22 protein-coding genes and 1 tRNA gene are annotated in these 24,743 nt (G+C 71.2%); 8 read left to right on the top strand and 15 right to left on the bottom strand.

Annotation, left to right across the window (positions count from 1 at the left end; all coding sequences use genetic code 11):
* Window positions 1–38: 38 nt before the first annotated feature.
* Genes CV755_RS18195 through CV755_RS18185 form a run of 3 tightly spaced genes read right to left on the bottom strand, consistent with a single transcriptional unit; the run spans window position 39 to window position 3,147 of the window.
* On the bottom strand, window positions 39–872 hold the full coding sequence (locus tag CV755_RS18195; protein ID WP_109281273.1) for a carbohydrate ABC transporter permease: 834 nt from the start codon (window positions 870–872) through the stop codon (window positions 39–41).
* Complete coding sequence (locus CV755_RS18190; RefSeq protein ID WP_109281272.1) at window positions 869–1,858, bottom strand: carbohydrate ABC transporter permease; 990 nt, start codon at window positions 1,856–1,858, stop codon at window positions 869–871. The genes CV755_RS18195 and CV755_RS18190 overlap by 4 nt, the downstream gene beginning before the upstream one ends.
* A complete protein-coding gene (locus CV755_RS18185; RefSeq protein ID WP_109281271.1) occupies window positions 1,855–3,147 on the bottom strand; it encodes an ABC transporter substrate-binding protein in 1,293 nt (430 codons plus the stop codon). Before CV755_RS18185 ends, CV755_RS18190 begins: the two co-directional genes overlap by 4 nt.
* Before the next feature lie 219 nt (window positions 3,148–3,366).
* Between CV755_RS18185 and CV755_RS18180 the strand changes: the two genes are divergently transcribed.
* Window positions 3,367–3,756, top strand: coding sequence for a peptidase inhibitor family I36 protein (locus CV755_RS18180; protein ID WP_109281270.1), 390 nt, complete (start codon window positions 3,367–3,369; stop codon window positions 3,754–3,756).
* A 66-nt stretch (window positions 3,757–3,822) separates the two neighbouring features.
* On the opposite strand, the gene CV755_RS18175 is transcribed toward CV755_RS18180, so the two are convergent.
* From CV755_RS18175 to CV755_RS18160, 4 genes are all read right to left on the bottom strand, one after another.
* Window positions 3,823–3,895, bottom strand: a tRNA-His gene (locus CV755_RS18175).
* A gap of 105 nt (window positions 3,896–4,000) precedes the next feature.
* On the bottom strand, window positions 4,001–4,609 hold the full coding sequence (gene orn / locus CV755_RS18170; protein WP_109281269.1) for an oligoribonuclease: 609 nt from the start codon (window positions 4,607–4,609) through the stop codon (window positions 4,001–4,003).
* 5 nt (window positions 4,610–4,614) lie between these two features.
* Window positions 4,615–5,970 (bottom strand): GlxA family transcriptional regulator, encoded by a 1,356-nt coding sequence (locus tag CV755_RS18165; protein ID WP_109281268.1) that lies wholly within the window; start codon window positions 5,968–5,970, stop codon window positions 4,615–4,617.
* Between the two features lie 367 nt (window positions 5,971–6,337).
* Complete coding sequence (locus CV755_RS18160) at window positions 6,338–6,670, bottom strand: hypothetical protein (protein ID WP_422070564.1); 333 nt, start codon at window positions 6,668–6,670, stop codon at window positions 6,338–6,340.
* 472 nt (window positions 6,671–7,142) lie between these two features.
* Here CV755_RS18160 and CV755_RS18155 point away from each other — a divergent pair, with 472 nt between their 5' ends.
* On the top strand, window positions 7,143–7,664 hold the full coding sequence (locus CV755_RS18155) for a universal stress protein (RefSeq protein ID WP_109281267.1): 522 nt from the start codon (window positions 7,143–7,145) through the stop codon (window positions 7,662–7,664).
* 354 nt (window positions 7,665–8,018) lie between these two features.
* On the opposite strand, the gene glmS is transcribed toward CV755_RS18155, so the two are convergent.
* From glmS to CV755_RS18120, 7 genes are all read right to left on the bottom strand, one after another.
* Window positions 8,019–9,839: a glutamine--fructose-6-phosphate transaminase (isomerizing) gene (gene glmS, locus CV755_RS18150; protein WP_109281266.1), complete on the bottom strand. Its 1,821-nt coding sequence runs from the start codon at window positions 9,837–9,839 to the stop codon at window positions 8,019–8,021.
* A 77-nt stretch (window positions 9,840–9,916) separates the two neighbouring features.
* Window positions 9,917–10,192, bottom strand: coding sequence for a hypothetical protein (locus tag CV755_RS18145; protein WP_109281265.1), 276 nt, complete (start codon window positions 10,190–10,192; stop codon window positions 9,917–9,919).
* Window positions 10,193–10,292: 100 nt separating this feature from the next.
* Window positions 10,293–11,192, bottom strand: coding sequence for a DUF4429 domain-containing protein (locus tag CV755_RS18140; RefSeq protein ID WP_109281264.1), 900 nt, complete (start codon window positions 11,190–11,192; stop codon window positions 10,293–10,295).
* A 60-nt stretch (window positions 11,193–11,252) separates the two neighbouring features.
* Entirely contained in the window at window positions 11,253–12,413 is a 1,161-nt protein-coding gene (locus CV755_RS18135; protein ID WP_109281948.1) for an acyl-CoA dehydrogenase family protein, read from the bottom strand.
* A gap of 8 nt (window positions 12,414–12,421) precedes the next feature.
* Complete coding sequence (locus CV755_RS18130) at window positions 12,422–13,360, bottom strand: hydroxymethylglutaryl-CoA lyase (protein WP_109281263.1); 939 nt, start codon at window positions 13,358–13,360, stop codon at window positions 12,422–12,424.
* On the bottom strand, window positions 13,357–15,447 hold the full coding sequence (locus tag CV755_RS18125; RefSeq protein ID WP_109281262.1) for an ATP-binding protein: 2,091 nt from the start codon (window positions 15,445–15,447) through the stop codon (window positions 13,357–13,359). Before CV755_RS18125 ends, CV755_RS18130 begins: the two co-directional genes overlap by 4 nt.
* A 14-nt stretch (window positions 15,448–15,461) precedes the next feature.
* Window positions 15,462–17,093, bottom strand: a complete 1,632-nt coding sequence (locus CV755_RS18120; RefSeq protein WP_109281261.1) for a carboxyl transferase domain-containing protein — start codon at window positions 17,091–17,093, stop codon at window positions 15,462–15,464.
* Between the two features lie 136 nt (window positions 17,094–17,229).
* On the opposite strand from CV755_RS18120, the gene CV755_RS18115 reads away from it, so the two are divergent.
* The 4 genes from CV755_RS18115 to CV755_RS18100 all read left to right on the top strand — a co-directional run bounded on the left by CV755_RS18115 (window position 17,230) and on the right by CV755_RS18100 (window position 20,363).
* Window positions 17,230–17,886 (top strand): SACE_7040 family transcriptional regulator, encoded by a 657-nt coding sequence (locus tag CV755_RS18115; RefSeq protein ID WP_109281947.1) that lies wholly within the window; start codon window positions 17,230–17,232, stop codon window positions 17,884–17,886.
* Window positions 17,887–18,002: 116 nt separating this feature from the next.
* Complete coding sequence (locus CV755_RS18110; RefSeq protein ID WP_109281260.1) at window positions 18,003–19,160, top strand: acyl-CoA dehydrogenase family protein; 1,158 nt, start codon at window positions 18,003–18,005, stop codon at window positions 19,158–19,160.
* Between the two features lie 5 nt (window positions 19,161–19,165).
* Complete coding sequence (locus CV755_RS18105) at window positions 19,166–20,047, top strand: acyl-CoA thioesterase (RefSeq protein WP_109281946.1); 882 nt, start codon at window positions 19,166–19,168, stop codon at window positions 20,045–20,047.
* A gap of 94 nt (window positions 20,048–20,141) precedes the next feature.
* Window positions 20,142–20,363, top strand: a complete 222-nt coding sequence (locus CV755_RS18100) for a hypothetical protein (protein WP_153068694.1) — start codon at window positions 20,142–20,144, stop codon at window positions 20,361–20,363.
* A 102-nt stretch (window positions 20,364–20,465) separates the two neighbouring features.
* Here the strand turns inward: CV755_RS18100 and CV755_RS18095 are convergent, their stop codons facing one another.
* The gene (locus tag CV755_RS18095; protein WP_241561270.1) at window positions 20,466–21,260 is read right to left on the bottom strand and encodes a phosphatase; all 795 of its coding nucleotides are present in this window, start codon (window positions 21,258–21,260) and stop codon (window positions 20,466–20,468) included.
* A 144-nt stretch (window positions 21,261–21,404) separates the two neighbouring features.
* On the opposite strand from CV755_RS18095, the gene speB reads away from it, so the two are divergent.
* Together speB and kdpB are read left to right on the top strand one after the other, a co-directional pair.
* The gene (gene speB / locus CV755_RS18090) at window positions 21,405–22,391 is read left to right on the top strand and encodes an agmatinase (protein WP_109281258.1); all 987 of its coding nucleotides are present in this window, start codon (window positions 21,405–21,407) and stop codon (window positions 22,389–22,391) included.
* A 163-nt stretch (window positions 22,392–22,554) separates the two neighbouring features.
* Entirely contained in the window at window positions 22,555–24,705 is a 2,151-nt protein-coding gene (gene kdpB, locus CV755_RS18085) for a potassium-transporting ATPase subunit KdpB (RefSeq protein WP_109281257.1), read from the top strand.
* Window positions 24,706–24,743 lie beyond the last annotated feature (38 nt).

Raw genomic sequence — 24,743 nt, 5'->3', positions numbered from 1 at the left:
GCTCCGGAGGGTCGGGGGAGAGGACGGGGGAACATGGTTCAGCCCTTGACCGCGCCGTGCATGATGCCGCCGGTGATATGGCGGCCCAGCAGGGCGAAGGCCAGAAGCAGCGGCAGGGTGCCCAGCAGCGCACCGGCCATCACCACCGCCTGGTCGGGGACATAGCCGCGGCCCAGCCCGGTGAGCGCCACCTGGACGGTCGGGTTCTGCTGGGTCAGGGCGATCACCGGCCAGAAGAAGTCGTTCCAGGACTGGACGAAGGAGAGCATGCCCAGCACCGCCATCGCCGGGCGGGCGGCGGGCAGCACCACATGCCGTACCAGGCGCAGGCTGCCCGCGCCGTCCATCCGGGCCGCCTCCAGCAGCTCGGTGGGCAGCGCCCGGACCAGGTACTGCCGCATAAAGAACACCCCGAAGGCGCTCACCAGCGAGGGCAGCACCACCGAGGGCAGCCGGTCGGCCCAGCCCAGCCGGGCGACGATCATAAAGAGCGGGACCACGGCGAGCTGGGGCGGCACCATCATGGTGCCGATCACCACGGCCAGCAGGGCCCGGCGCCCGGCGAAGCGCAGCTTGGCGAAGGCGAAACCGGCCAGGGTGCAGCACAGCACGGTGCTCAGCGCGACGGTCCCGGCCACCAGGGTGGTGTTCAGCAGCGCCCGGCCCAGACCGGCCTCGCTCCAGGCCCGGCCCAGGTTGTGCGGCAGCCGGCCGCCGAAGGCCAGCGGCGGCGGGGTGGCGGCCAGCCGGGCGTTGTCCTGGGAGGCGGCCACGGCCGTCCACAGCAGCGGGAACAGCGAGCCCGCGGTGAACAGGCCCAGCACGGCGTAGACCAGGGCGGTGGCGCGGCGGCCGGCGCGGCGGGCGCTCATCGTCCGGCGCTCCGGGCGGGCCGCCGGGCCGCCAGGGCGTAGAGCCCGCCGGCCGCCAGCAGGATCAGGAACATCGCCCAGGCCACGGCCGAGGCGCGCCCCAAGTGGTAGTCGAACCAGCCCTGTTCATAGAGATAGAGCCCCAGGGTCTGGAACTGTCGCGAGGGCCCGCCCTTCTGGCCGCCCGCCCCGCCGAACAGCAGGGGTTCGCCGAAGAGTTGGGTGGCGCCGATGGCGGAGACCACCAGGGTGAAGGCGATGACCGGCCGCAGGGCGGGCACCGTGATGTGGATGAACTGCCGGGCGCGCGAGGCCCCGTCCAGCGCCGCGGACTCGTAGAGCTCCTCGGGCACCGCCCGCAGGGCCGCCAGATAGATCAGCGCGTTGTAGCCCGTCCACCGCCAGATGACGATCGAGGACACCGCCAGCCGGGCGCTCCAGGTGCCGTTCTGCCAGTCCACCGGCCCCAGACCAGCCGCTCCCAGCGCCCAGTTGACCAGGCCGTAGTCACGCCCGTAGAGCATGACGAAGACCAGTGAGGCGGCGGCGACGGAGGTGGCGTACGGGGTGAGCAGCGCCACCCGCCAGAAGGTGGCGGCCCGCAGCCGGTAGTGCAGCAACTGGGCCAGCCCCAGCGCCATCAGCAGCTGGGGGACGGTGGAGAGCACCCCCAGCAGAAAGGTGTTGCGCAGCGCATTGAGGAAGAAGTCGTCCTGGAGCAGTCGAAGATAGTTGTGCGCCCCCACCCACTCCATATGGTCCGGGGAGGTCAGTTCCACCCGGTGCAGCGAGGTCCAGCCGGTGTAGAGCAGCGGGAAGAGGCCGAAGGCGGCAAAGCAGAGGAAGAAAGGGGCCAGAAAGGCATAGGGGGTGTACCGGTGGGCGCGGCCGGGGCGGCGGCGGGACGGGGCCGCGTCCGGTGGCCGGACGGCGGGCCGTTCGCCGGGTCCGGCGGGCTCTTCCAGGGCGGGGGCGGTGGCGGTCATGGGTCCACCGCGTTGTGGATCTCCCGCTGGACCGCCGCCCAGGCCGCCGCCGGGGATCTGCCCTGCTGCTCGACCTGGGGAATGCCCACATCGACAAAGGCGGAGCCGATCTGCTGCTCGTCCGGCCCGATCACCAGGGTCGGCACTCCCCGGGCCGCCGCCGCGAAGATCTGCCCGATGGGGGCGTCGCCGAAGTAGGGGTTATGGGCCGAGGCCACCTGGGGCATGGCGTAGGCGGCCGGGGTGGAGGGGATGGCGGCCTGCTTCACAAAGAGCCTGGTCTGCTGCTCGGGGGCGGTCAGCCAGGTGGCCAGTGCGATGGCCGCGGCCCGGTGCCGGCCCGCCCGGGGCACGGTGAGGAAGGAGCCGCCCCAGTTGGCCGGGCGGGGGGCGGCCGCCACATCCCATCGGCCGTGGCCCGCCGCCCCGGACTTCTCCTTGATATAGCCCAGCATCCAGGGCGGACAGGCCACGGTGGCGAAGCGGCCATTGGCATAGGCCTGGTCCCAGGGCTTCTCGAACTGCTTCAGCCGCGCGGTCAGCCCCTCGCGCACCGCCCGTACCGCCAGCTCCCAGGAGGCCCGTACGGCCGGGCTGTCGGCGAAGCGCGGGCGGCCGGACCGGTCGTAGTAGCGCTCGGCATAGCCGTGCAGCACGGCGTTGAACAGCCCGGCCGCCGAGTCGGTGAAGACGGTGCCCGCCGGGGCGCGGTCGCGGTACCGCTGTCCGATGCGGAGGTAGCCGCCCCAGTCGCCCACCCAGAGCCGGCCCACGGCCGCCCGGTCGGTGGGCAGCCCGGCCTTCCGGAAGTAGTCCTTCCGGTAGCAGACGGCGACCGGGCCGATATCGGTGCCCAGCCCGATGGTCCGGCCGTCCGGGGTGGTGGCCTGGGCCCACTTCCAGTCCAGCCAGGTGCTCCGGCGCACCCCCGGGGCCTTGCCCAGGTCCTCGAAGAGATCACCGCGGGCGGCCGCCACATCGTGGATGCCACCCACCTCCACCGCCTGGATGTCGGCCAGCCCGCTGCCCGCCGCCAGGTGGGTCAGCAACTGGGGGTAGTAGACGTCATTGCGCTCGATCACGCTCTCCCGGACCCTGATCCCCGGGTGCAGCCGCTCGTACTCGGCGTAGAGCCCGGCCTGCCGGTAGCCGAAGACCCCGAAGGTGCCCACCGTGAGGGTGGTCGTCCGGCCGTCCGCCCCGCCCGGCGCGCAGGCCGCGAGCAGCGCGGCGGTCAGCAGCACGGCCGGCAGCAGCGCCGCCCGGCGGATGCGGATGCTGCCGCGCATGGCGTCCTTCCCGGCGCCCGGTGGGCGCATGGGCGGTCAACTGGGCTGGGGGCGGGGAGATTTGCTGGGGAGCGGCTCTTGGTCTGCTCTGAAATCTGCTCTGAAAGGTTGCCGCATCCTGGCGGAGAGTCAAGGACGCGACGGCCGGACGTGTGACACGGTCAACACCGGACACCGGCGAACCGTTTCCCCGGAACCGGTTCTGCTAACTCTTGCCTTATGACTGATCACTCTCGGTGGCGCACCGCCGCCGCCCTCGGCCTCACCACCCTGCTGCTGTCCGCCGGTCCCGCCGCCCTCGCGGCCGACGGGGCCGAGCAGGCCCCGGCCAACTGCCCGGCCGGCAGCCTCTGTGCCTACAGCGGTCTGCGCTACACCGGCACGGTCACCCGGCTGACCGGCGACAGCAAGGACCTCACCCGCGACCGCGCCCTGGCCCATGTGGAATCGCTCTACAACCACGGCCACAGCCCGGTGACCGTCTTCGAACACCGCGACTTCAAGGGCCGCTCACTCACCCTGGCGCCCGGGCACGGCCAGCGGGAGCTCAGCAGAACCTTCGGCCACAAGTTCCAGTCCCAGCGCTGGGGGAAGGCCGTCCGCGGCTGACGGTCCCTCACCGCGCAAACACCGAGGCCCGGTCCGCGAGTGCGGACCGGGCCTCGGTCTGATCAGGGTGAGTAACGGGACTCGAACCCGCGACATCCTGGACCACAACCAGGTGCTCTACCAGCTGAGCTATACCCACCATGTCCGGCGTTTGTTTCCGTGTTTCCCACCGGCCGAGAAGAAGTCTACAGGGTCTTTGGGGGTGCTCGCTCCCGGCTTTCGCCCAAGCCGGGAGCGAGCTACGTCACTCGCCGGGCACGGCCGCCACATGCCTGGCCGCGATCGCCTTCGCGGTGTCGGAGTCCGGGCCGGGCTGCGGCACAAAGACCGCCTCGCGGTAGTAGCGCAGTTCGGCGATGGACTCGCGGATGTCGGCCAGCGCCCGGTGGTTGCCCGCCTTCTTGGGACTGGCGAAGTAGGCGCGCGGGAACCAGCGACGGGCCAGTTCCTTCACCGAGGACACATCGACGATCCGGTAGTGCAGGTGGCGCTCCAGCTCGGGCATGTCCCGCAGCAGGAAGCCGCGGTCGGTGCCGACCGAGTTTCCGCACAGCGGGGCCTTGCCCGGCTCCGGGACATACTCACGGACGTACTCGAGGACCTGGCGCTGCGCCTCTTCCAGCGTGGTCCCGCCGTCCAGCTCCGCGAGCAGCCCGGAGGCCGTGTGCATCTGGCGCACCACCTCGGGCATGGTGGTCAGGGCCTCGGCGGGCGGGCGGATGACGATGTCCACACCGTCGCCGAGGATGTTCAGCTCGGAGTCGGTGACCAGGGCGGCCACCTCGATGAGCGCGTCGTCCGACAGCGAGAGCCCGGTCATCTCGCAGTCGATCCACACCATGCGATCGTTCATATGGCTCACCCTACGGGGCGTTCTCGCTGGCCGGGCAGGTGCGGGCTATAGAGATCGGAATCCGGTTTGCCGGGTTCCATGGGGTTCGTTCCATGGCCCAGCCCATGCACCGGACCATGCGGTCCCTGGCCCGGGTGGAGGCCATGCCCGCCGTGGTGCTGCTGCCCCGCCAGCGGTGCCCCGGGAGCGGAGTGCGCGGCGGCCAGCGCGGCCCGCCGGCCGGGCAGCGCCGGGGACTCACCGGAGCGTGGCTCACCGATCTCCGGCCGGTCGAAGCGCTCCCCCCGCTCGGCGCGGTCGGCGCGCTCCGCCCGTTCCCCCCGCTCCGCCCGGCCCTCCCCGGTCTGTGGCCGGCGCGCCCGGTAGGCCGCCCGGTAGGCGGCCGGGGACGAGCCGAGCTGGCGGCGGAAGTGCCCGCGCAGTGCCACCGGCGAACGGAAACCACAGCGCCCGGCGACCTCGTCCACCGAGTAGTCCGAGGTCTCCAGCAGCCGCTGGGCCTGGAGCACCCGCTGAGTGATCAGCCATTGCAGCGGAGCGCTGCCGGTGAGCGAGCGGAAGCGCCGGTCGAAGGTCCGGCGGCTCATATAGGCACGGGCGGCCAGCGTCTCCACATCGAACTGCTCGTGGAGATGCTCCAGCGCCCAGGCGACGACCTCGGCCAGCGGGTCGGCGCCGATCTCCTCCGGTAAAGACCGGTCGAGATAGCGCTCCTGGCCGCCACTGCGCCGCGGTGGCACCACCAGCCGGCGGGCCAGGGCCCCTGCGGCGTCCGCGCCATGGTCGGTGCGGACGATGTGCAGGCACAGGTCGATGCCCGCCGCGGTGCCCGCGGAGGTCAGTACGTCACCGTCGTCCACGAACAGTTCCCTGGGGTCCACATGGACCGAGGGATAGCGCTTGGCGAGCGTCGGTGCGTACATCCAGTGCGTGGTGGCCGGTCTGCCGTCCAGCAGACCCGCCGCGGCCAGTACAAAGGCCCCGGTGCACAGCCCGACGATGCGGGCGCCCTCCTCATGGGCCCGGCGCAGTGCGTCCAGCGCGGCGGGCGGTGGCGGCTGGGTGATGGACCGCCAGGCCGGAACCACGACGGTGCCGGCCCTGGCGAGTGCCTCCAGCCCATAGGGTGCGGTCAGCTCCAGGCCGCCGGTTGTTCGCAATGGCACATCTTCACCCGCACACACCAGCAGGCGGTAGCGCGGAACCCCGGCGTCCTGCCGGTCGATTCCGAACACGGAGAGCGGAATGGAGCTTTCGAAGATGGGGCCGCCGCTGAAGAGCAGTACGGCGACGATCTCACGGCGGCGGCGTCCGGAGAGCTTGCGCACGGTCTCCGGTACGGACGTGGAGTCCTGGCTCATGGCGCTAAGCCCCCCTCGGCGGTCGAGTCCTCTCGGTCCTGCACGTTTCCCCTCGGTCCTGAACGGTTCCCCCGCCGGTCATGGCCAAGATCGAATCTACTGGGTCAGACGAAGTCGCGGTGACCAGTTCACCACCCGGCTCTATGTCGATATGGCAACTTGGCGCGAAGCGTTCGATCACGAAGCGTTGCACTTGCAGGGCTCGCTGAAAAGTACGCCTCTCGCCCCTGCCCAATCCCCGTAGGGTGCAACCGCCCGATACGGCCCCTTACTCCCTGGTCCAGGGGCTGCTGGGGGGCACTTGGGCCAAGCTGTGGGCACCGGCCGGAAGTTGGCCGAAAAGCTATGGGTGGAAGGGGCCGGTGGCTCAGTCCAATGCGGTGCCCGAGCCCGGATGGCGGGCTCCGCGGTGGCTTCCATTGCCGGTGCGGCCGTGCCGGCCGCGGTGCGGGGCGGCCTGCTCGGCCCAGGACCGTCCGGCGCCGCGCTCGGCCTGGCGCAGCAGCGCCCGGCAGGCACAGGTGACGGCCACCAGCCCGGCCGCGCAGCCGGCGGCGCCACCGAAGGACTGACCGCACATCAGCAGAACCACCGGCACCAGGACACAGCTGAAGACTGCCCAGCGGACCACGTCGCTCACCGGATCGGGCGATTCCCGCTCGGCGGTGTCGTCCTGGGCGTCATCACGGGTTCCGGGCACTCAATCGGCTCCCTGCTGGCGGCTGCTGGCGGTAGTACAACGGCCGCCCGGCGTGTGGGTCACTCGGGAGGCGGGCAGGGGTGGTGAGACCGGGGCATTGCGCTCCGCGTCGGGCTCGTGCATGCTCCGGTGAACGCTCACTCGTCACTGCCCACACACCGCCGAGGGGGACCGTGTGCCACAGTCGCCGGCCCGGCGTCCGCCGCCCACCGCAGCCGGTGCGACGGCTCCTTCCGGCGTCCCCGGCCGGGCGGCGCCACGGGCCCCGGGGGGCCGCCGGCTCGTCCTTCGCGAGCCGTCACGCCCCTGGGCACCCGAGGAGTGGCGCCGTACCCTGGGGGGTAAGCGCTTGAAAAGATGAATCCCGGACGGATTTTCTCCCTGCCGTCCGTCGCGCACCGGGTGCCCGACAACAGCACACAGTCCACCGCCGATTCCCTCCGCAAGAGGACTTCCCTCGCCGAGACACCTCATGGCCGGTCACGAATTCCCCGAACCCGCGGACCGCAAGCGGGTCGCCGATCAGACGGCGCACCCCGAAGCGGCGGAAGAATCACGTCATTCCTGCGATCCGGCGTTCCAGCACGGTGTCGTGGTGGGCTTCGACGGCTCCATGTCGAGCGAACGAGCGCTTGCGTATGCAATCGGGATGGCCCGGCGCTCGGGCTCGGGGCTGATCATCGTCCATGTCGCCAACCGCTTGCCGACGACTGTCTGGGCGGGCTGTGAGCCGCCGGTCTTCGTCGATGTGCCCGATCACCGCACCGAGGTGCTGGGGCTGGAGCTGGCGTGCGCGGACCATCTCTCCGAGGTGCCCTGGATCCTGGTGGAGCGCGGCGGCGACATCTGCCATGAACTCGAGGAAGTGGGGCGGGAGTACGCGGCCGACGCGATCGTGGTCGGCACCACCCATGGCATCGTGGGGCGGATCTTCGGCTCGGTGGCGGGGCGGCTGGCGCGGCGTGCGCAGCGGCCCGTGGTCGTCATTCCCTGACGGGGTATTTCCCTGCCGGCGCCTGCTCATTGGGGAGCGGGGCGTCAACCTGCCCATGCGGCAAGGGTGATGATCCGAGGCGTCAATGACGCGATGCTCAACCTACCCGTGCGTAGGGGTGGATGCCGCCCCGGTCGCGGGTAGAACTCCGCCAAGTGCGTGCTGCCGGACGGGAGGTGACGGTTCCCGGGACCGGCGGCATCACCGCCGGCGCCCTGCGCCGGCACCGGGGAGGCGGCCTCCCCGCGCGCTTGGTGGCACGCGCGGGGAGCGCCGTCTGCCGTCGGGGTGACCGTTCATCGCCGCGGGGGACAGGCCCGCTCCTGAAACGATCACCCCGGCTCTGGGGGTGGGCTACTCGACGGTGACCGACTTGGCCAGGTTGCGCGGCTTGTCGATGTCGCGGCCCATGGCCTTGGCCGTGTAGTAGGCGAGCAGCTGCAGCGGGATGCCCATCAGGATGGGGTCCAGCTCGTCCTCGTTCTTGGGCACCACGATGGTGTGGTCGGCCTTCTCCTGCTCCTGGTGCGCCACGGCGAGGATGCGGCCGCTGCGGGCCTTGATCTCCTCCAGGGCGGCGCGGTTCTTCTCCAGCAGGTCGTCGTCCGGCACGATCGCCACGGTCGGCATGGCGGGCTCGATCAGGGCCAGCGGGCCGTGCTTGAGCTCGGAGGCCGGGTAGGCCTCGGCGTGGATGTAGGAGACCTCCTTGAGCTTGAGCGAGGCCTCGCGGGCGACGGGGTAGCCGCGCACCCGGCCGATGAACATCATCGACTTGGCGTCGGCGTACTCCTCGGCCAGCTTCTCGATCTGCTCCTCGTTGGCCAGGATCTCGGAGATCTGGGCGGGGAGCTTGCGCAGGCCCTCGATGATCCGCTTGCCGTCGGCCACCGACAGGTCGCGGATGCGGCCCAGGTGCAGGGCGAGCAGCGCGAAGGAGACCACCATATTGGTGAAGCACTTGGTGGAGACCACACAGACCTCGGGGCCGGCGTGGACATAGATGCCGCCGTCGGTCTCCCGGGCGATCGCCGAGCCGACCACGTTCACCAGGCCCAGGACGCGGGCGCCCTTGCGCTTGAGCTCCTGGACGGCGGCGAGCACGTCATAGGTCTCACCGGACTGGGACACCGCGATGTAGAGGGTGTCGGGGTCCACCACCGGGTTGCGGTAGCGGAACTCGGAGGCCGGCTCGGCGTCCGAGGGGATCCGGGCCAGCTCCTCGATCATCTGGGCGCCGATCTGGCCGGCGTGGTACGAGGTGCCGCAGCCCAGGATCTTCACCCGGCGCACCGCGCGGGCGTCGCGGGCGTCCAGGTTGAGGCCGCCCAGGTGCACGGTGGAGAAGCGGTCGTCGATCCGGCCGCGCAGGGCGCGGTCCACCGCGTCCGCCTGCTCGTGGATCTCCTTGTGCATATAGGTGTCGTGGCCGCCCATGTCGTAGGACTCGGCCTCCCACTCCACGGTGGTCGGCTGGGCGGAGGTGCGGGAGCCCTCGGTGGTGTAGGTGCGGTAGTCATCGGCCTTGAGGGTGGCCATCTCGCCGTCGTCCAGGGTGACCACCTGGCGGGTGTGGCTGACCAGCGCGGCGACGTCGGAGGAGACGAACATCTCCTTCTCGCCTATGCCCAGGACCACCGGCGAGCCATTGCGGGCCACCACGATGCGGTCCGGGAAGTCGGCGTGCAGCACCGCGATGCCATAGGTGCCCTCGATGTGGCGCAGCGCCTCGCGGACCTTCTCCTCCAGGGTCTCGGCCTGGGAGCGGCCGATGAGGTGGACCAGGACCTCGGTGTCGGTGTCGGAGAGGAAGGTGACGCCCTCGGCGGTGAGGCGGGTGCGCAGCTCGGCGGCGTTGTCGATGATGCCGTTGTGGACGACCGCGACCTTCTCCTCGGCGTCCAGGTGGGGGTGGGCGTTGACGTCATTGGGGACGCCATGGGTGGCCCAGCGGGTGTGGGCGATGCCGGTGGTGCCGTTGAAGCGCTTGGGGAGCCGGGCCTCCAGCTCGCGGACCCGGCCCTTGGCCTTGGCCGCCTTCAGGCCGCCGGTCTTGCCGCCGGAGTGCAGGGCGATGCCCGCGGAGTCGTAGCCGCGGTACTCCAGCCGCTGCAGGCCCTCCAGCAGCAGCGGGGCGACATCGCGCTTACCGATGTATCCGACGATTCCACACATAGGTGACCCTCCCAGGGCAGGCGTTCAGGGGTGCTCGCTGGCGGTCCGCGGCGGTGCGGCGCCACGGACCGCCGGTCTCAGCCGTAGACGATGCGGCGCAGCTGCCGCAGTGAGAGTTCGGGCGGGGACACCGCGCGGTGCGGCAGCTCGGCCGCGATCCGTTCGAAGATCTCCGCGTTGACCATGCCGCCGGACTGCAGCTCGCGGTGGCGGCGGCGGACAAACTCCTCGGTCGTCTCGTCGAAGTACGCCAGGACGTCCAGGACCACCCGGGCGGCCTCGCCGCGCTGAAGCGGCGTGCTGCGCACCAGGTGATCCACCAGGTCGTCATGGGACATACGGCGTTCGAGCACCCGTTGATCCTGAGGGGTAGGCGTTACTTTCGCAAGAATTCTGCCCGATTTCGGGCAGGTCTGGACCTTTGCGGGGATCGGGGGCAGGGGCCGGGGCGGGCTAGAAGCGCTTGAGGATGGCCTGCTTGGCGGCGGTGAACTCCTCGGTGGTGAGGATTCCGCTGTGATGCAGCTCACCCAGCTCGCGCAGCCGGCGCAGCAGGGCGTCATGATCGGAGCCGCCGGCCCCGCCGTCCTGGCCCGGGCCGGAGGGCGCGGCGGGCAGCGGCGGCACCAGGAAGACCGGCTCCTCGCGGGGCCGGCGGGGGTGCGGCAGCCGGGCCGTCACCGCGGCGGCGACCAGGGCCATCAGCCCGTCCTTCTTGAATCCGAACAGCTCCACCGCATGGGGGTCGTGCTTGGGCGGGAGCTTTCCGGCGTCCTGGGGGACCAGGAAGCGGAGGTAGCCGTTCTCCAGTCCGGCGCCGGGCGCCCACTCCACGGCGGTGATCTCGGCCAGGGAGAGGGTGCGGGGGCCGCCGGAGGACTTGCTCTCCTCGGTGAGCCAGTTCCACTCCAGACGGACCCGCTCGCCGTCGAAGGAGACGGTGCCGTCCCCGGCCGCCACCGACAGCGGCAGGGCGGGGCCGGGCAGCAGATAGCGGTCCAGCGGGCCGCTGGGCACCTGCTCCAGCAGCAGGGCGTTGCGCACCTCCTCGGCGAGGTACTCGGCGACGCCGGAGCGGTCGGCCTCCACCTTCAGCTGGTACGGATCCGCGGCCTCCGGCAGCCGGCCGCGGGTGACCTGGCTCAGCGGGTCGGCGCCCTCGCGCAGCCGCAGCCTGAGCCGGCCGCCCTTGCGGCCGGGCTCATAGGAGACGCCCGCCAGGGCGGCCAGCGGGACCACCAGCTCGCCCAGGGTCTGGCGGAGCAGGTGCACCCCCCGCTCCCGGCCCGGGACGATGCGTATGGCGCTGCCGTCAAAGGTCCAACTGCCGTCCCGCTGCAAGATCTCAGCCATGGGGGAATTCTTGCAGGACGGGCGAGTTGTGACGATACGGACTCGACGGCAGGCGGCAGCTCAGCCGGTGAGTCCCAATTCCCGGGCGACCAGCATTCGTTGGACCTCGCTGGTGCCCTCGCCGATCTCCAGGATCTTGGAGTCGCGCCACATCCGGGCCACCGGGTACTCGTTCATAAAGCCATAGCCGCCGTGGATCTGGGTGGCCTCCCGGGCGTTGGTGACCGCGATCTCCGAGGAGTAGAGCTTGGCGAGCGCGGCCTCCTTCTTGAAGGGCTCGCCATGCGTCAGCCGGGAAGCGGCGTCCCGCCAGGCCAGCCGTGCGGTGTGGGCCCGCATCTCCATATCGGCCAGCTTGAACTGGATGGCCTGGTTGGCGCCGATGGGACGGCCGAAGGCCATACGGGTACGGGCATAGGCCACCGACTCATCCACACAGCCCTGGGCCAGACCGGTGGCCAGGGCGGAGATGGCGATCCGGCCCTCGTCCAGGATGCGCAGGAACTGGGCGTAGCCGCGCCCCTGTTCGCCGAGCAGATTGGCGGCAGGCACCCGGACATCGGCGAAGGAGAGCTCACGGGTGTCGGAGGCGTTCCAGCCGACCTTGGAGTAGGGCGCGGCGACGGTGAAGCCCGGGGTGCCGGAGGGGACGATGATCGAGGAGATCAGCGGCTTTCCCTCCTCGGTGTGGCCGGTGACCGCGGTGACGGTCACCAGACCGGTGATGTCGGTACCGGAGTTGGTGATAAAGCACTTGGTGCCATTGATCACCCACTCATTGGTGGCCTCGTCCAGGCGGGCGGTGGTCCGGGTGCCGCCGGCGTCCGAACCGCACTCGGGCTCGGTCAGGCCAAAGGCGCCCAGCATCTCGCCGGAGCAGAGCCGGGGCAGCCACTGGCGCTTCTGCTCCTCGGTGCCGAAGTGGTAGATGGGCATGGCACCCAGCGAGACCCCGGCCTCCAGGGTGATGGCCACCGAGGAATCCACCCGGGCCAGCTCTTCCAGCGCCAGGCCCAGGGCCAGATAGTCGCCGCCCATGCCGCCGTACTCCTCGGGGAAGGGCAGGCCGAACAGGCCCATCCGGCCCATGTCGCGCACGATTTCATAGGGGAACTCATGGCGCTCATAGAAGTCGCCGATCTTGGGCGCGACGACATCGTGGGCGAACTCCTCCACGGTGCGGCGGAGTTCCTCGTGTTCAGGGGTGAGGCGGTGATCCAGCGGCATGGCTAGGACTCCTGGTGGGAGAGGGCACGCACGGTGCGGGAGGGGCTGGGTCGGCCCAGTCGGTCGGCCATCCACACGCTGGTGGCGGTGAGACGGCCGAGATCGACCCCGGTCTCGATGCCCAGGCCGTGCAGCATCCAGACGAGGTCCTCGGTGGCGAGGTTGCCGGTGGCGCTCTTGGCGTAGGGGCAGCCGCCCAGTCCGCCGGCCGAGGCGTCGATGGTGGTGACGCCATGGCGGAGCGCCGCAAGGGTGTTGGCCAGGGCCTGGCCATAGGTGTCATGGAAGTGGACGGCCAGCTGCCCGGTCGCCACTCCCGCCTGGTTGAGGGCGGTCAGCAGTGCGGTGACATGGCCTGGGGTGGCGACGCCAATGGTGTCGCCCAGGCTCAGCTGGTCACAGCCGAGCTCCAGCAGCCGGCGGCCGACCCTGACCACCTGGGCCGGCGGGACCGGGCCCTCCCAGGGGTCGCCGAAGCACATGGAGAGATAGCCGCGTACGGTGGCCCCGGCCTCCCGGGCCGCGGCCACCACGGGGGCGAACATCTCCAGGGACTCATCGACGGTGCGGTTGAGATTGGCCTTGGCGAAGGACTCGGTGGCACTGCCGAAGACCGCGATCTCCCGGACGCCCAGGGCCAAGGCCCGCTCCAGACCCCGGGTGTTGGGCACCAGCACCGGAAGATGTGCCCCGACATCGCCGAGCAGTGGCATCAGCCGCTCGGCGTCGGCGAGTTGGGGAACCCACTTGGGGTGGACAAAGCTGGTGGCCTCGATGGTGTCCAGACCCGCCGCCGCCAGCCGGTGGATGAACTCGGCCTTTACCTCGGTCGGTACGGTGGCCTGCTCGTTCTGCAGCCCGTCCCGGGGCCCCACTTCATGGATGCGGACCCTGCGGGGGAGGGCCGGGTCGGGTACGGCCATGGGCAGTCCCTCGGTCATGACTCCTCCTCGGGGGCGGTGGCGGTGACCACGGCGAGGACCTGGTCCATCGCGACCGTGCTTCCGGGGGTGACATCCAGCTCGGTCACGGTGCCGTCATAGGGGGCGGCGATGACGTGCTCCATCTTCATCGCCTCCACCACCAGCAGGCTCTGGCCCGCGGTCACGGTGTCCCCCACCCCGGCCTTGACCACGGTGACGGTGCCCGGCATCGGTGCGGTGAGCGCCCCCGCATGGGAGGCGGTTCCCCCGGTGAGGGCGGCGATGGGGTCGTGATCGGTGATATGCCAGGCGTCGCCGTCCCGGCCGAGCCAGGTCCCCATGGGGCTGGGCGCGCTGGTGAAGTGGTGGGTGACACCGTCCAGTTCGAGGACGAGCCGGTGCGGGTGGGCTGCCGCGCCGGGTGCGTTGCCCTTGCCGGTCCGCAGGGCCGCCCGCATCGCCGCCGGGGAGCCGGCGCCGCCCGTTGCCTCCGAGTGCGCACCCGGCCCCGCCTGCCCGGACCCGGGCTCCACCAGGACCTCCGCGTCGCCGGCGCGGCCCTGGACTCGCACCGTCACCGGCTCCTGGCCGGGAACCCTGAACTCATGGGCTGTCCAGGCCACTTCACCGCCCAGCCGCCAGCCGCTGGGAACCGAGAAGGGGTCGGTCCAGCCGGGGCCGGGCGCCGGCTCCAGCTCCGTCTGCCGTAGCAGCGCGGCCGCCGCATAGACCTCGTCGGGGACCGGGATCTCGGCCAGCGCGGCCCCGTCCCGGTCCACCAGGCCCGTGTCCAGGTCGCCGGAGACCACATCGGGGTGCGCCAGCAGGCGCCGCAGGAAGCCGGTATTGGTCTCGACGCCCAGCACCACCGTCTCCGCCAGCGCGGCACGCAACCGCCTCAGTGCGGTCGGGCGGTCGGGCCCATAGGCGATCACCTTGGCGAGCATGGGGTCATAGGAGGTGCCCACTTCGGTGCCCTCGGCCAGGCCGGAGTCCACCCGGACGCCCTCGCCCCGGGGCTCGCTCAGCAGCCGGACCGTGCCCGCCGAGGGGAGGAAGCCCCGGGCGGGGACCTCCGCGCAGATACGGGCCTCCACCGCATGGCCGGAGAGGGTGACCTCCTCCTGGGTCAGCCCCAGTGGCTCGCCCGCGGCGGCCCTCAGCTGCCACTCGACCAGGTCCAGCCCGGTGACCAGTTCGGTGACCGGATGCTCCACCTGGAGCCGGGTGTTCATCTCCATGAAGTAGTAGGAGGAGGGGTCATTGCCCGGCACGATGAACTCCACCGTGCCCGCACCGGTGTAGCCGCAGGAGCGGGCGGCCTGCACCGCGGCGGCGCCCATCGCGGCCCGGGTTTCCGGGTCCAGCAGGACGCTGGGTGCCTCCTCGATGATCTTCTGGTGGCGGCGCTGGAGCGAGCACTCGCGCTCGCCGAGGTGGATCACCTGGCCATGGCCGTCGGCCAGCACCTGGATCTCGATATGCCGGGGCCGGTCGATCCAGCGCTCCACCAGCAGGGTGTCATCGCCGAAGGAGCCACGGGCCTCCCGCCGGGCGGCCGCGATCTCCTCGCCCAGCAGCGCCTGGTCACGCACCAGCCGCATGCCCTTGCCACCGCCGCCGGCCGAGGGCTTGAGCAGCACCGGCATCCCGATCTCCCGGGCGGCCTCGGAGAGTTGGGCGTCGCTCAGCCCGCTGCCGGAGGAGCCCGGCACCACCGGCACGCCCGCCGCCCGCACCGTCTCCTTGGCCCGGATCTTGTCGCCCATCAGCTCGATCGCCTCGGCGGGCGGACCGATGAAGACCAGGCCCGCCTCCCGGCAGGCGCGGGCGAAGGCGGCGTTCTCGGCGAGGAAGCCATAGCCGGGGTGGACGGCCTGCGCTCCGGAGCGGGCGGCGGCTTCCAGCAGCCGGTCAATGCAGAGGTAGCTCTCGGCGGCGGCCGCCGGGCCGATCCGCACCGCGGTATCGGCCTCGCGCACATGGCGGGCGTCCGCGTCGGCATCGCTGAAGACGGCCACCGAGCGGATGCCCAGTCTGCGCAGCGTATGGATCACCCGGACGGCGATCTCGCCTCGGTTGGCCACCAGAACGGTCTCGAACATGGTCAGCTGTCCCCTCACATCCGGAAGACGCCATAGCCGGGAGAGGCAGGATCCCGTTGCGGCAAGGGCGCGTTGGCACAGGCGGTCAGGGCGAGGCCGAGCACCTGCCGGGTCTCCAGCGGGTCGATGATGCCGTCGTCCCAGAGCCGGGCGGTGGCGTAGTAGGCGTTGCCCTGGGTTTCGTACTGCTCGCGGATGGGGGCGCGGAAGGCGTCCTCCTCCTCGGCGGTCCAGCTCTCGCCCCGGGCCTCCAGCTGGTCGCGTTTGACGGTGGCCAGCACCGATGCGGCCTGTTCGCCGCCCATCACCGAGATCTTGGCGTTGGGCCACATCCACAGGAAGCGGGGGGAGTAAGCCCGGCCGCACATCGAGTAGTTGCCCGCGCCATAGGAACCGCCGATGACCACCGTCAGCTTGGGCACCCGGGTGCAGGCCACGGCGGTGACCATCTTGGCGCCGTGCTTGGCGATCCCGCCCGCCTCATAATCCCTGCCGACCATAAAGCCGGAGATGTTCTGCAGGAAGACCAGCGGGATGCCGCGCTGATCGCAGAGCTCGATGAAGTGGGCGCCCTTCTGGGCGGATTCGGAGAACAGGATGCCGTTGTTGGCGACGATGCCCACCGGGTGGCCATGGATCCGGGCGAAGCCGGTCACCAGGGTCTGCCCGAACTCGGCCTTGAATTCGGCGAACCGGGAGCCGTCCACCACCCGGGCGATGACCTCGCGGACGTCATAGGGCGTCCGGGAATCCACCGGGACCACACCATAGAGCCCGGCGGGATCGGCCTTGGGCTCCTCGGCCGGCTCCACCGCCCAGGGCAGCGGGGCGCGTTGGCCCAGGGTGGAGACGATGGTGCGGACGATCCGCAGGGCGTGGGCGTCGTTCTCGGCGAGGTGGTCGGTGACCCCGGAGACCTTGGAGTGCACCTCTCCGCCGCCCAGCTCCTCGGCGGTGACCACCTCACCGGTGGCCGCCTTCACCAGGGGCGGCCCGCCCAGGAAGATGGTGCCCTGGCCGCGCACGATGACCGCCTCGTCGCTCATCGCCGGGACATAGGCGCCGCCCGCCGTGCAGGAGCCCAGCACCGCGGCGATCTGCGGGATGCCGGCCCCCGACATCCGGGCCTGGTTGTAGAAGATCCGGCCGAAGTGCTCCCGGTCGGGGAAGACCTCGTCCTGCATGGGCAGGAAGGCGCCGCCGGAATCCACCAGATAGAGGCAGGGGAGGCGGTTCTCCAGCGCGACCTCCTGGGCGCGCAGATGCTTCTTGACCGTCATCGGGTAGTAGGTGCCGCCCTTGACGGTGGCGTCATTGGCGACGATCACCACCTCACGGCCGGAGACCCGCCCTATGCCGGCGATCACCCCGGCCGCCGGGGCCTCGCCGCCGTACATCCCCTCGGCCGCCAGCGGGGCCAGCTCCAGGAAGGGCGAGCCGGGATCCAGCAGGGCGTCCACCCGCTCCCGCGGCAACAGCTTGCCCCGGGCGGTGTGCCGCTGCCGGGCCCGCTCCCCGCCGCCCAGCCGGGCCTTGGCCAGCTTCTCCCGCAGGCCGGCCACCAGCTCTCGATGGGCGGCCTCATTGGCCCGCCAGGCGTCGGACGCCGGATCTGCGGTGCCGGCCAGCACCGGTGCCTGCTGCATGACACGAGCCCCCTTGCCCGGACGATCAGCCGATCAGCTCTGTTAATGAGCGTTAACTCCGCCTTCAGGTTAACGCGCGCTAACGGAACTGTCTACACTTTCTTCCGTGAACGACGAAGCCAGCCGAGCCCGGGCGCTGCTCCCCGCCGCCCCCGCCCCCAGCCGCCGTGAGCGGATCCTCCAGGAGGCCGCCCGGCTCTTCGCCGAGCGCGGGTTCCATGGGGTGGGGGTGGATGAGATAGGGGCGGCCGTCGGGATCAGCGGCCCCGGCCTCTACCGCCACTTCGCGGGCAAGGACGCCATGCTGGCCGAGCTGCTGGTGGGGATCAGCGGGCGGCTGCTGGCCGAGGGCCGGCAGCGGGTGGCGGCCGCCACCGGCGCGGGTGACGGCCCGGCCGCCGTGCTGGGTTCCCTGATCGACGGGCATATCGACTTCGCGCTGGACGACCGTGCGCTGATCGTGCTGCACGACCGGGAGCTGGGCCAGCTGCGCGACAGCGACCGCAAGCTGGTCCGTTCGCTCCAGCGGCAGTATGTGGAGCTCTGGGTGGAGGTGGTGCGGCGGCTGCATCCGGACGTCGCCGAATCCGACACCCGGGCGGCGGTGCACGCGGTGTTCGGCCTGCTCAACTCCACCCCGCACCTGGGCCGTCCGGGCGCGCTGCCCGGCCGGGACGCCACCGCCGCGCTGCTGCGGCGGCTGGCGCATGGCGCGCTGGCCGCGCTCTCCGCAGGCGGCGCGCAGCCCGCCGGAGCGGTAGAGCCCGCCGAGTCCGCCGACGTGCCCCAATAATGGTTCCATCCTGGACAGTTGAGGTGACCGGCCGGTAGCTTTCCCGGTGAGTTACTGAGCAAGCGCTTAGCACCAGCACCGGGTCGCGGTGAACCGGCCCGCCCAAGGGGGTAGTTGTGCGTCGCACCGTGTTCAACGACGACCATGAGGCGTTCCGCCGGACCATCCGCGACTTCATCGCCGCCGAGGTGGTTCCCTACTACGACGAGTGGCGCGAGGCCGGCCTGGTGCCCCGTGACTTCTACAAAAAGCTCGGCGAGCTGGGCGTGTTCGGCATCGAGGTGCCCGAGGAGTACGGCGGCGCGGGCGAGTCCGGCTTCAAATACCAGGCGGTGATCGTCGAGGAGTGCGCCCGCGCCGGGGTGAGCTTCGGCGGCAGCGGGGTGCACACCGCGCTCTGCCTGCCCTATCTGCTGGCCTATGCCACCGAGGAGCAGAAGCGGCGCTGGCTGCCGCCCTTTGTCACCGGCGAGATGATGACCGCCATCGCCATGACCGAGCCGGGCACCGGTTCCGATCTGGCCGGAATGCGCACCACCGCCCGGCTCTCCGAGGACGGCACCCACTATGTCCTCAATGGCGCCAAGACCTTTATCACCGGCGGCGTCCAGGCCGACCGGGTGCTGGTCTGCGCCCGTACCGCGCCTCCCACGCCGGAGGACCGGCGCGGCGGCATCTCCATCCTGGTGGTGGACACCTCCTCCGAGGGCTACACGGTGGGCCGCAAACTGGAGAAGCTGGGGCTGCAGACCTCCGACACCGCCGAACTCTTCTTCGACGACGTCAAGGTGCCGGTGGAGGACCTGCTCGGCGAGGAGGGACGAGCGTTCTCCTACCTCGGCCAGAACCTGCCGCAGGAGCGGCTGGGCATCGCCGTGAGCGCCTACGCCCAGTCCGCCGCGGCGCTGGAATTCGCCAAGGAGTATGTAAGGGAGCGCACGGTCTTCGGCAAGGCCGTCGCCTCCTTCCAGAACACCAAGTTCGTCCTGGCCGACTGCAAGGCGGAGGTGGACGCCATGCAGGCGGTGGTGGACCGGGCCCTGGAGGCCCATGACACGGGCGAACTGACCGCCGCCGACGCCGCCTCCGCCAAGCTGTTCACCACCGAGCGCGCGGCGGTGGTCATCGACAAGTGCCTGCAACTGCACGGGGGTTATGGCTACATGATGGAGTACCCGGTGGCCCGGCTGTACGCGGACACCCGGGTCAGCCGGATCTACGGCGGCACCAGCGAGGTGATGCGGTCCATCATCGCCAAGTCGATGGGCCTGTGAGCACCGTGAACGAGCCCATTACCCCCCTGGAGGACCTGCTGGACCTGCTCGACCTGGAACGGATCGAGCAGGATGTCTTCCGCGGCGTCAGCCGCCATGCGCTCATCCCCCGGGTCTTCGGCGGCCAGGTGGCCGCCCAGGCCCTGGTCGCCGCGGGGCGCACGGTGCCGGAGGAGCGACCCGCGCACTCCCTGCACGCCTACTTCCTGCGCCCGGGCGATCCCCGGGTGCCCATCGTCTACACCGTGGACCGCATCCGCGACGGGCGCTCCTTCACCACCCGCCGGGTGGTGGCCGTCCAGCACGGACAGCCGATCTTCCATCTCTCCGCCTCCTTCCAGGCCCATGAGGAGGGGCTGGAGCACCAGGAGGCGATGCCGGCCGCACCGGATCCGCTGGATCTGCCCGCTCCGGCCGAGCTGCTGGCCCGGCATGCCGACCGGATCGGCGGGATGGGAGTGGTGGAGCGGCTGCTCAGGGCGCGGGCCGCGGTCGATCTGCGGTATGTGGACGACCCGCCGTTCGCCAGCGCGGGCGAGCCGCGGGAGCCCAGGTCACAGGTGTGGTTCCGGACCAACGGCAAGCTGGCGGACGATCCGCTGCTGCATGTCTGCCTGGCCACCTATGTCTCCGATATGACCCTGCTGGACTCGGTGCTGCTGGCCCATGGGCGCGGTGGCTGGGTGGTGGGCGATGTGGTGGGCGCCAGCCTGGACCACGCCATGTGGTTCCACCGGCCGTTCCGCGCCGATGAGTGGCTGCTCTACGACCAGGAGAGCCCCACCTCCCAGGGCGGGCGGGGGCTGGCGCGGGGGCGGATCTTCACCCAGGACGGGCGGTTGGCGGTGTCGGTGATACAGGAGGGGGTCGTGCGGGTGCCGCGCTGATCCCTGCCGGGGGCTGTCAGTGGGTCCTTGTACTCTCTTTACCAAGAGGGCCATTGACCGGGGAGGGGTCGAAATGCCGTATGAGGGTGCGCGGTTGGGGGTTGTACCGCGGCTGCTGCTGATGGCCGCGGGGGTGGCGGTCATCGTGCTGGGCGTGGTGGTGCTGTTCTTCTGGCATCAGCGGGTGCTCGAACTCACCGGCGGCGCACGGTTTATATGGGGCGCGGCGCTGCGGGGGTTTGAGGCGGCCGTGCTTTATGGGGGGAGCTGGCTGGTGGTGCGGGGGTGGAACGCGCGGCGTTCGGGGCCGGTCTGAGCGTTGGCGGGCGCGGGTTTTCCGTGGCTGGTCGCGCCCACGCGGCGGAGCCGCATGGTGCAGTCGCCCCGCGCCCCTGACGGGGCCCGCACCCCGGACGGGCTAGCCCAACAGCCCGGCGTACCACAGCAGATAGGCCGTCATCGGCTCATAGAAGCGAGGGTCGGTGACATGGTCGTCCAGGGGGACGGCCACCCGCAGGGTGCCCTCGGATTCGGCGAGGAAGAGGGCGGGGTCGTTGCAGTCGGCGTAGCCGACCGCGTCGATGCCGCGCTGGGCCGCGCAGCCCGCCCAGCCGTGGTCGGCGACCACCAGGTCCGGCAGCGGCCGGCCGGCCAGGGCCAGGCCGTCCAGGATGGCGGCCATCGGGGCGGGGGAGTGGGTGTGCCAGAGGGCGGCGCCGCGCTCATAGACGGCCACATCCGCCACCGGGTGCACACTGCCCTCGTCGGCGGTCAGCCCCAGGGGGAGGGCGACGATCTCGCAGCCCGCCGAGCGCAGGGCGGCGGCCGTCATCCGGTGGACGTCCAGCAGTCCGCCCGGGTGCCCGGTGGCCAGCAGCACCCGCTGGCCCGTCTCGGCCGCCTTGCGCAGAAAGGCGGCCGCCCGCTCCAGCGCGGCCACCGTCAGTTCGGGGTCGATGTAGTCCGGGCCGGTGCGCAGTTCGGGGTCGTCGCTGACCCCGCACCGCTCGGCCATCACCGCCAGCACATCCTGCTCGTCCCGCCAGCGGTCGCCCAGCTCCACCCCCAGCCAGTGGTGCCGGTCGCCATGGGCGAGCTTGCGGTAGTGGTCCAGGCTGTTGGCCCGGGGCGTCGCCACGACGCCGGCGATCCGGGTACGGACCAGGTGGTCGATCAGTTCGGCACGGCCGGGCACGGACAGTGGTATCGACATGGCCCCATTCTTCCCCGGGCGGAGACGCGATGGACGTGGTGTCCATAAGAGGAAGCCCAACCCCTCAATTCCGTATATGTGCGGCGCCCGGGCCCCTGCCTACCCTCGGTCACGTCCCAGGCAGCGTCCCGAGAGGCTCCACGCATGACCACCGCCGCAGCCCCGCGTGAACCGCGCGGCCCCGTCGATTCCTCCCGCGTCCCGCGCTACGCGGGCCCGGCCACCTTTGCCCGGCTGCCGCGCCTGGACGAGGTCGGCTCGGCCGATGTGGCCGTGGTCGGGGTGCCCTTCGACACCGGCGTCTCCTACCGCCCGGGCGCCCGCTTCGGCGGCAACGCCATCCGTGAGGCGTCCCGGCTGCTGCGCCCCTACAACCCGGCCCAGGACGCCTCCCCCTTCGCCCTGGCCCAGGTCGCCGACGCCGGTGACATCGCCGCCAACCCCTTCAACATCGACGAGGCGGTGGACACCATCCAGGCCGCCGCCGACGAGCTGCTGGACACCGGCGCCCGGCTGATGACCCTGGGCGGCGACCACACCATCGCCCTGCCGCTGCTGCGCTCGGTGGCCCGTAAGCACGGCCCGGTGGCCCTGCTGCACTTCGACGCCCACCTGGACACCTGGGACACCTACTTCGGTGCCGAGTACACCCATGGCACCCCGTTCCGGCGTGCGGTGGAGGAGGGCATCCTGGACACCTCCGCCCTCTCCCATGTCGGCACCCGGGGCCCGCTCTACGGCAAGAAGGACCTGGACGACGACGCCAAGATGGGCTTCGGCATCGTCACCTCGGCCGATGTGATGCGCCGTGGCGTGGACGAGATCGCCGACCAGCTCCGCCAGCGCATCGGTGACCGCCCGCTGTACATCTCCATCGACATCGACGTCCTGGACCCGGCCCACGCCCCCGGCACCGGCACCCCCGAGGCCGGCGGTCTGACCTCCCGCGAACTGCTGGAGATCATCCGGGGACTGTCCGACTGCCATCTGGTCTCCGCCGACCTGGTGGAGGTCGCCCCGGCCTATGACCATGCCGAGATCACCTCGGTGGCGGCCTCGCACACCGCCTATGAGCTGACCACGATCATGTCCCGGCAGATCGCCGCCCAGCGCCGGGAGGCAGGCGCGTAAGGGGTCGCGCAAGGGGTTACGCAAAGGGTTCCGTAAAGGTCCGCGTAAAGGGCGCGTAAGACCGGGGCCGGAGGGCGCCAAGGGGCCGTCAGGAGCCATCCGGCGGCGGCTCCCGCACGGTTGGCTGGGGTGATCATTCACCCCGACCCGGCAAAGGCACCCGATGCTGCACCTGGCCCCCGAGCAGGATGTCACCCCGCCGACCCCCGCTCCGCCGGAGCCCTCGGGCCGCAGAAGGCACCGGCGGGTGGCCGGCGGGGCGGTCGATCCCCGGCAGCTGGTGGCCTCCTTCCCGGAGGCGCTGCGCAAGCTGCACCCCCGGGTGATGGTGCGCAACCCGGTGATGTTCGTGGTGGAGGTCGGCTCCGCGCTGACCACCCTGTCCGCGCTGCTGGACCCCTCCGTCTTCACCTGGCTGATCAGCGGCTGGCTCTGGCTCACCGTGGTCTTCGCCAATCTGGCCGAGGCGGTCGCCGAGGGCCGTGGCAAGGCCCAGGCGGAGAGCCTGCGGCGGACCCGGAGCAGCACCATGGCCCGGCGGCTGCGCTCCTGGCGGGTGGGCAGCGGCCCCCGGGACTGGGAGGAACAGCGCGTTCCGGCCACCGAACTCCAGCCCCACGATGTGGTGGTGGTCGAGGCCGGTGAGGTGGTGCCGGGCGACGGAGAGGTGGTGGACGGGGTCGCCGCGGTGGACGAGTCGGCGATCACCGGCGAGTCCGCCCCGGTCATCCGGGCGGCCGGCGGCGACCGCTCCGGAGTCACCGGCGGCACCACCGTGCTCAGCGACCGGATCCTGGTCCGGATCACCTCCCGCTCCGGCAGCACCTTCCTGGACCGGATGATCGCGCTGGTGGAGGGCACCTCCCGGCAGAAGACCCCCAATGAGCTGGCCCTGAACATCCTGCTGGCCGCGCTGACCGTCGTCTTCATCCTGGCCGTGGTCAGCCTTCAGCCGATGGCCGGCTACGCGGGCGCCCAGCAGACCATCACCGTGCTGGTGGCCCTGCTGGTCACCCTGATCCCCACCACCATCGGCGCGCTGCTCTCCGCCATCGGCATCGCGGGCATGGACCGCCTGGTGCAGCGCAATGTGATCGCCCTGTCCGGCCGGGCCGTCGAGGCGGCCGGGGACGTCAGCACCCTGCTGCTGGACAAGACCGGCACCATCACCCTGGGCAACCGGCGGGCCGCCTCCTTCGTCCCGGTCAAGGGGGTGGCCGCCGAACTGCTGGCGGACGCGGCCCAGTTGGCCTCGCTGGCCGACGAGACACCCGAGGGCCGCTCCATCCTCACCCTGGCCAAGGAGCGCTACGGACTGCCCGACCGCCCCCAACAGCAGCTCGCCCACGGCCAGTTCGTCCCCTTCAGCGCCCAGACCCGGATGAGCGGGGCGGACTTCGCCTGGGAGGGCGAGGTGTGCCGGATCCGCAAGGGCGCCGCCTCCGCCATCCTCAACTGGGTGGCCGCGCGCGGCGGCACCGTACCCCCCGAGGCCGGCTGGATCGCCGACTCCATCGCGGCCGGCGGCGGCACCCCGCTGCTGGTCGCCGTGGAAGACCGGGACGGCGCCCGGGTACTGGGCGCCGTCCACCTCAAGGACATGGTCAAGCCCGGCATCGCCGAACGCTTCGCCGAACTGCGTGCCATGGGCATCAAGACCGTGATGATCACCGGCGACAACCCGCTCACCGCCCGGGCCATCGCCGCCGAGGCCGGAGTGGACGACTTCCTGGCCGAGGCCACCCCCGAGGACAAGCTCGCCCGCATCCGCCAGGAGCAGCAGGGCGGCAACCTGGTCGCCATGACCGGGGACGGCACCAATGACGCGCCCGCCCTGGCCCAGGCCGATGTCGGGGTGGCCATGAACACCGGCACCTCCGCCGCCAAGGAGGCCGGGAACATGGTGGACCTGGACTCCAGTCCCACCAAACTGATCGAGATCGTGGAGGTCGGCAAACAGCTGCTGATCACCAGGGGCGCCCTGACCACCTTCTCCATCTGCAATGACGTGGCCAAATACTTCGCCATCGTGCCCGCCATGTTCGGCGGGGTGGCCGGCTACCAGGGCCTGGAGAAGCTCAACATCATGGGCCTGCACAGCCCCACCTCGGCCATCGCCTCCGCGATCATCTTCAACGCCCTGGTGATCGTGGCGCTGATCCCGCTGGCCCTGCGCGGGGTGCGCTATGCGCCCTCCTCCGCCCATGCCCTGCTCCGCCGCAACCTGCGGCTCTACGGGCTGGGCGGGCTGATCGCCCCCTTCCTGGGGATCAAACTGATCGACCTGCTGATCCAGTACCTGCCGGGCATCTGACCGCGGACCGGCGCCGCACCATGTTGCGGCGGGATGAA

The sequence above is a fragment of the Streptomyces orinoci genome, from assembly GCF_003121295.1.
Taxonomy (GTDB): Bacteria; Actinomycetota; Actinomycetes; order Streptomycetales; family Streptomycetaceae; genus Streptomyces; species Streptomyces orinoci.
Note: the sequence above shows the minus strand (reverse complement) of the source record. Positions and strands in the feature narration are given on the sequence as shown.

Excerpts from the sequence above, each read along its gene's own strand:
- CV755_RS18195 (WP_109281273.1), bottom strand. The coding sequence starts at position 872 with ATGAGCGCCCGCCGCGCCGGCCGCCGCGCCACCGCCCTGGTCTACGCC.
- CV755_RS18190 (WP_109281272.1), bottom strand. The coding sequence starts at position 1,858 with ATGACCGCCACCGCCCCCGCCCTGGAAGAGCCCGCCGGACCCGGCGAA.
- CV755_RS18185 (WP_109281271.1), bottom strand. The coding sequence starts at position 3,147 with ATGCGCGGCAGCATCCGCATCCGCCGGGCGGCGCTGCTGCCGGCCGTG.
- CV755_RS18180 (WP_109281270.1), top strand. The coding sequence starts at position 3,367 with ATGACTGATCACTCTCGGTGGCGCACCGCCGCCGCCCTCGGCCTCACC.
- orn (WP_109281269.1), bottom strand. The coding sequence starts at position 4,609 with ATGAACGATCGCATGGTGTGGATCGACTGCGAGATGACCGGGCTCTCG.
- CV755_RS18165 (WP_109281268.1), bottom strand. The coding sequence starts at position 5,970 with ATGAGCCAGGACTCCACGTCCGTACCGGAGACCGTGCGCAAGCTCTCC.
- CV755_RS18155 (WP_109281267.1), top strand. The coding sequence starts at position 7,143 with ATGGCCGGTCACGAATTCCCCGAACCCGCGGACCGCAAGCGGGTCGCC.
- glmS (WP_109281266.1), bottom strand. The coding sequence starts at position 9,839 with ATGTGTGGAATCGTCGGATACATCGGTAAGCGCGATGTCGCCCCGCTG.
- CV755_RS18140 (WP_109281264.1), bottom strand. The coding sequence starts at position 11,192 with ATGGCTGAGATCTTGCAGCGGGACGGCAGTTGGACCTTTGACGGCAGC.
- CV755_RS18130 (WP_109281263.1), bottom strand. The coding sequence starts at position 13,360 with ATGACCGAGGGACTGCCCATGGCCGTACCCGACCCGGCCCTCCCCCGC.
- CV755_RS18125 (WP_109281262.1), bottom strand. The coding sequence starts at position 15,447 with ATGTTCGAGACCGTTCTGGTGGCCAACCGAGGCGAGATCGCCGTCCGG.
- CV755_RS18120 (WP_109281261.1), bottom strand. The coding sequence starts at position 17,093 with ATGCAGCAGGCACCGGTGCTGGCCGGCACCGCAGATCCGGCGTCCGAC.
- CV755_RS18095 (WP_241561270.1), bottom strand. The coding sequence starts at position 21,260 with ATGTCGATACCACTGTCCGTGCCCGGCCGTGCCGAACTGATCGACCAC.
- speB (WP_109281258.1), top strand. The coding sequence starts at position 21,405 with ATGACCACCGCCGCAGCCCCGCGTGAACCGCGCGGCCCCGTCGATTCC.
- kdpB (WP_109281257.1), top strand. The coding sequence starts at position 22,555 with ATGCTGCACCTGGCCCCCGAGCAGGATGTCACCCCGCCGACCCCCGCT.